At 68.7% G+C, this 5,177-nt stretch carries 4 protein-coding genes, 1 tRNA gene and 3 pseudogenes; 3 read left to right on the top strand and 5 right to left on the bottom strand.

Going from position 1 to position 5,177, the window contains the following annotated elements; translation table 11 throughout:
• The first annotated feature begins 76 nt into the window (after window positions 1-76).
• From FV228_RS19725 to FV228_RS33230, 3 genes and pseudogenes are all read left to right on the top strand, one after another.
• A tRNA-Ile gene (locus FV228_RS19725) sits at window positions 77-152 on the top strand.
• 213 nt (window positions 153-365) lie between these two features.
• Window positions 366-491 (top strand): annotated as a pseudogene (locus FV228_RS34820) (DCC1-like thiol-disulfide oxidoreductase family protein); the annotation flags it as partial.
• Window positions 492-506: 15 nt separating this feature from the next.
• Window positions 507-605: pseudogene (locus FV228_RS33230) on the top strand (NAD(P)H-dependent oxidoreductase); the annotation flags it as partial.
• Window positions 606-610: 5 nt separating this feature from the next.
• Here the strand turns inward: FV228_RS33230 and FV228_RS34285 are convergent.
• The 5 genes and pseudogenes from FV228_RS34285 to araD1 all read right to left on the bottom strand — a co-directional run.
• Window positions 611-787, bottom strand: a pseudogene (locus tag FV228_RS34285) (FMN reductase); the annotation flags it as partial.
• Window positions 788-1,346: 559 nt separating this feature from the next.
• Entirely contained in the window at window positions 1,347-1,547 is a 201-nt protein-coding gene (locus tag FV228_RS19710; protein ID WP_050735995.1) for a hypothetical protein, read from the bottom strand.
• A 259-nt stretch (window positions 1,548-1,806) separates the two neighbouring features.
• Complete coding sequence (locus FV228_RS19705; RefSeq protein ID WP_147856168.1) at window positions 1,807-3,330, bottom strand: carbohydrate porin; 1,524 nt, start codon at window positions 3,328-3,330, stop codon at window positions 1,807-1,809.
• 72 nt (window positions 3,331-3,402) lie between these two features.
• Complete coding sequence (locus FV228_RS19700; RefSeq protein ID WP_147856167.1) at window positions 3,403-4,338, bottom strand: Gfo/Idh/MocA family oxidoreductase; 936 nt, start codon at window positions 4,336-4,338, stop codon at window positions 3,403-3,405.
• A 1-nt stretch (window position 4,339) separates the two neighbouring features.
• The coding region (gene araD1, locus FV228_RS19695) for an AraD1 family protein (protein WP_147856166.1) at window positions 4,340-5,177 on the bottom strand (838 nt) is incomplete at its 5' end.

The following is a 5,177-nucleotide window of genomic DNA, read 5'->3' as shown; positions in this document are numbered from 1 at the left end:
TAGCCGATCGGGGCGCGCCCCGACGAAATCCGGGTGACGGGCGCGCCCCGATCGGCTATCCGTTTGGCCTGGCGCAGGGCCTGTAGCTCAATGGTTAGAGCCGACCGCTCATAACGGTCTGGTTGCAGGTTCGAGTCCTGCCGGGCCCACCACCTGTCGCGCAGGACCTTGCGTCCCGACAGGATTTTCGGCCCGCTCTCGGCATCCGCCCGGTCGTCCAGGGCCAGAGCCGAATGATCTGCGACCCTGAGACGGCCTCCGCCTGCGGGGCGATTGCGCGGCTCCCGCGTTGGCTGACGGCTTGCACCGAAACCCGGCCGCAGCTTTCGTAAGGCGGGCACGGGGCGCGTGTCGCCCGGAAAACCATGAGCGCTGATCCGATGAGCTCCGACCTGACCGTCTACTACGATGGCGGCTGCCCGCTCTGCCGGGCCGAGATCGGCCATTACCGCGACTGCCGCGGGGCCGAGCGGATCGCCTTCGTCGATGTCGGGCGCGACGCGCCGGCGGACGGCCTCGGGGTCGGCTCGCCGGTCTACAAGGGCGCCTATACCGGCCTGTTCAAGCACCTGTTCGACCTGGTCGATCCGACCGCGCTGGCCGGCAGCGGCAGCTGATCCCGGGTCCAGGCGGCCCCGAGGCCGGTGCCGGCATCCACGAAATCGAAGATCCGCCCGTCGAATGCCGCCTGGGCGCAGGCCTCGTGCAGCACGGCATCGACCAGCGTGCGGGTCTTGGACGGGCGCTGAACATTCGCGCTCAGCCCGACGAGTCTCGGTCGTGTCATTGCAGAAGCCTTGCGATAAGGCCGGACCGCCCTGCGCGATGGCGAATGGCGACGGCGCAACCGGATATCCGAATAGAGCGCTAGAATTGCTGACTGCGCCGGGCGACGTCAATGAAACGGCTTTTCCAATTCATCTGGAATAGAAAAACGTTCTGCTCGAAAACGGCGGTTCGGAACTCGGTTTCATCTCGTGATCCAGGCGCGGTACAGGCGCGGTCCGCGCTTGGCAGTGAGAAAATTTGACACCGGCGCGCATCCGGTCTCGCCGTCGTGACGAACGGAGAGGAAAATTGTTCGGATTGGCGTGTCGGGAGAAGGACCGTCTTGCCGGGACGATCGTGTCGCCGGGAGGTGGCCGCAACACCCGTAAGGGCCCTGGTCCGTGCAATGCGGGCCGGCCGGGGGAGGCTTCGCGAATGCCGAGGCTCCGTCGCATGCGTCCCGGTTCGGATCCGGGGTCGCGAACGAAAAAGGGCCAGCCATGGCGGCTGACCCTGCATCGCTCGACGAGTCTCGTGCGTCGCGCGCGCCGCTGGTTCGGCGATGCGCGCGCTCGGGCTTACTCCGCCGCGGTCATCTCGGCGGTGAAGTGGCCGCACCAATCGTTGGTGGTCACGACCGGCCACAGGCCCTTGGACTCGGGGGCGGGCTGGCTCACCGGCGGGTTGAAGCGGCACAGGCCGGCATCGCCCTGGGCGCTCGCGCCGTTGCCCTTGTGCTCGTCGAAGAACTTGCAGCTCTCGCAGTTCGCGCTGGCCATGTCTCGTTGCTCCCGTATCGGTTCGGCTATGTGCCGTTCTCACTTACGAATTAGAACAGCTACAATCTGCTGGTTAACCGATCGCCGGGCGGGCGGTTCCCGTGAGGGCCGGAGCTTTCTGAATTCATCGGAGACTCCGCGCCGGCCGCAGGATGAGCTGGCCGCTGAAATGCGATCGGCGCGCGCGGAGGTCCCGCGCGCGCCGAAACTGGCGGTTCTTCGCCCGCGCACCCACGAGATGGGCGCGCGGGGAATGCCGTCAGAGGCTTCCCGGGCCCTTGGCCAGGCCGCCCAGCGTGAACAGGTCGACCGAGAGCTTCGCGCCGATGACGAAGGCATCGGGGATCGGCTTAGGCCGGAGCGGGAAACGGGTCTGGTCCGGGCCGATCACGTATTGCAGGTTCGGCATCAGCCGGACCGCCGGGGTGAGCTGGATGCCGTAGCTCAGCTCCAGGATGGTCTGCAGGGTGTCGACGTTGCGGCTGCTGAGCCCGTACGAAGCCCGCGCCGCCCGGATGTTGGCCGAGCCCAGGGGCGACAGCTTCTCCATGGCGAACACGAACCCGAGGGTGTCGTAGGGCCGGCCCGGGAAGGTGCCGGTCAGCACGGCGCCGCCCTCCAGGAAGTAATCCTGGGTCTGCCGACCGCTGGTGCCGCCGATCGCGACGCCGAAGACCGAGAGGCCCTGGACGGCGTTCGGGTCCGGACGCCAGATCATCTGGTCGAAGCGGGCATAGACCGCCGACCGGCCGAACCGGGTCAGCGGGTCGAGGTCGCTGAACACCCGTGCCCCACCGCGCAGATCGTAGATCGGGTCCTTGTAGTCGGATCGGTCGAAGACCGCGCCGACGCTGTAGTTGCGCGGCAGCGGATCGTTGCCGAAATTGGTCGAGTAGCCGACCTCGACCGGAATCAGGACGCCGGTGGCCCCCTGGGTCGACCAATCGATCCCGTTCTGGTTGTCCTGCTGGGCGCGGGGATTCACCTCGTAGACGCCGGCATGGACGAACACCTTGTCGGTGACCCAGGCCTTGGCGTGGGCGCCCCAGGTGGCGATCGGCCAATACGTGAAGTTCGTCAGCTTGAAGATGGATTTCGGCGCGCCGCAGGTTGCATTATTCTGGAAGTTGCAATAGAGTGGTGAACCAAGGAAGTTCGGATTGGCGAGAAGGCGGCCGACCTCGATATCGAGACGGTTGTCGAACAGCTTCTGCTCGTAGGAGACCGACGTGAGGTGGGCCGTCTGGCCGCCGCCGTAGATCTCCTGCACGCTTCCATCGAAGCCGATGCTGTCACGCGCGAGGCTGCGGCCGTGACGCTGCGTCACGATCGTGTGGAACGAACCGCCATCGATTCCGGCGAGGCGACCGAGGTCGGCATCGAGGCCGAACACGACCTGACCGGCATAGGCCGATCCCTGGCGGATGCCGCCGGACGGGTTGGCGGCGAATTCCCCAGTGTAATTCAGGATCATGCTGATCCCGTTACCGAGATAGAGCGTCCCCGGCGGCAGGCCCGGCGGCGTCGCGCTGTTGCCCTGCACGTCGATCGAGGCCGCCGCGCTGCTCGGGCCGGCAGCACTCCGTGACTCGCGGATCGTCCGACGCCGCGCGCGATTCGCACGGTACTTGGCCTTTGCGGCCGGGGTTGCCCTCGGGCCCGGATTGATCAGGGACGGCCCCCCGTCCGGGGCGTCTGCAATCTGAGCCTCAGCCGTGCTGATGCCCGCAGAGAATGTGGTGGCGCAAAGTGCGAGCGCCGCCCATCGCGTGTGCTTTCCCATGAGATAACTCCCCCTAAGACGCGCGGCCCTGATTGGCTCTGTCGCGTTCGTGTTCCGCCGGGATCCCTCCGGTCAGTCCGTGAAGGCCTCCACGGAGCGGCGCTCGCCGCGCAGGAAGGCGTCGGCGACGTGGATCAGCGGGTTCAGGTCGACGTCGCTCGTGCCGGATCGGACGAGGGCGGCGAAACGGTCGTAGAGGCCGCGATACTCGGCCTCCGGTGGCAGCAACTGCGGCGCGCCGTCGATCGTGAGGACGCCGCCGCCTTGCGACAGCACCAGCAGGCCGTCCTCGGTGTCGACGCGGATGTCCCAGGTCTGCGGGCCGGTCTGGCGCCAGTCGAACACGGCCTCGATCGAGGTGCCGGCGGCGTCGGTGAAGTGCAGGTCGGCGGCGATCGGCGCCTGCCGGTTCTCCGGGACCGAGAGGGTCGCGCCCGTGAGGAAGAAGGGCGGCAGGATGTGGGTCGCGATCGACAGGGCGTTGATGCCCGGATCGAACACACCCATGCCGCCGGCCTGCCAGATCCAGGCCTGGTTGGGATGCCAGTGCCGGACATCCTCCATCCAGGCGATCGCCACCGACCGGATCCGGCGGCCGGACAGCCATTGCCGCGCCGGCTCGACCCCGGGGGCGTAGCGGGAGTGCCAGCTGGCGAACAGGCTGACGCCCCGCGCCCGCGCGGCCTCCACCAGGATCCCGACCTCTGCCAGCGTCGCCCCCGGGGGCTTTTCCAGGAACACGTGCCGCCCGGCCGCGATCGCTTCCAGGGCGGCCGAGAACCGGACCTGCGGCGGCTGGCACAGGGCGACCGCGTCGAGGTCGCCCTGCCCCGCCAGCATCTCCGCCAGCGTGCGGTAGTTCGGCACCCCCTCGAAGCGGCCTTCGCGGCTCGCCACGGCCGTCAGGGTATAGTCCGGCGAGGCGCCGATGACCGGCAGGTGCTGGTCGCGGGCGATCTTGCCGACGCCGACCAGACCGATGCGGATCGTCCCGTTCGAAGCCGGCATCTCAGAGGACCTTCACGGACAGGTCGCGGGCGGGCGCGACCGCCAGGGGATTGCGCAGCGGCAGGGTGAACGGGGCGGCCTCGATCTCGAACACGTCCCCGGGCCGCGCCGTGATGCCGTCGCTGAACGACAGGGTCGCGGTGCCGAAGAAGTGGACGTGCAGATCGCCGGGGCGGCGGAACGGGGCGTATTTGAAGTGGTGCCGCTCCAGGTTCTCGATCGTGTGGGACATGTTCGCCTCACCCGAGAGGAACGGCTTCTCCCACAGCACGGCGCCGTCGCGCCGGATGCGGCTGGAGCCGCGCACGTCCGCCGGCAAGGCCCCCAGCCACAGTTCCGGGCCGAGCGCCGCCGGACGGAGCTTCGAATGGGCGAGCCACAGGTAGTTGCCGCGCTCGGTGACGTGATCGGAGAACTCGTTCGCCAGCGCGAAGCCGAGGCGCACGGGCGTGCCGTCCGCGTCGATCAGGTAGATGCCGGCGATCTCCGGCTCCTCGCCGCCGTCGAGGGCGAAGGCCGGGGATACGAGCGGCTCGCCGGTGCCGACGATCGCGGCGCCATCGCCCTTGTAGAACCACTCGGGCTGGACCCCGGTCTCGCCCGGGGCGGGCTTGCCGCCCTCGACGCCCATCCGGAACATCCGCATCGAATCGGTCGGGGCCGGATCCGCAGCGGCGGCCCGGTGCATCTTGTCCCGGCCCTCCGCCGAGCCGAGATGCGTCAGCCCGGTGCCACTCAGCAGCAGGTGCGCCGGGTCCGCGTGGTCGATCGGCGGCAGCAGCCGCACGGCGTCGAGCTCGATGGTGTCGCCGAGCCCGTGCCGGGCGGCCGTCTCGACC

The sequence above is a fragment of the Methylobacterium sp. WL18 genome, from assembly GCF_008040015.1.
Lineage (GTDB): Bacteria > Pseudomonadota > Alphaproteobacteria > Rhizobiales > Beijerinckiaceae > Methylobacterium > Methylobacterium mesophilicum.
The sequence above is the reverse complement of the archived record's forward strand: the minus strand, read 5'-3'. Positions and strand labels throughout refer to the sequence as shown.

Coding starts and splice junctions, on each gene's coding strand:
- FV228_RS19710 (WP_050735995.1), bottom strand. CDS start 1,547: ATGGCCAGCGCGAACTGCGAGAGCTGCAAGTTCTTCGACGAGCACAAG.
- FV228_RS19705 (WP_147856168.1), bottom strand. CDS start 3,330: ATGGGAAAGCACACGCGATGGGCGGCGCTCGCACTTTGCGCCACCACA.
- FV228_RS19700 (WP_147856167.1), bottom strand. CDS start 4,338: ATGCCGGCTTCGAACGGGACGATCCGCATCGGTCTGGTCGGCGTCGGC.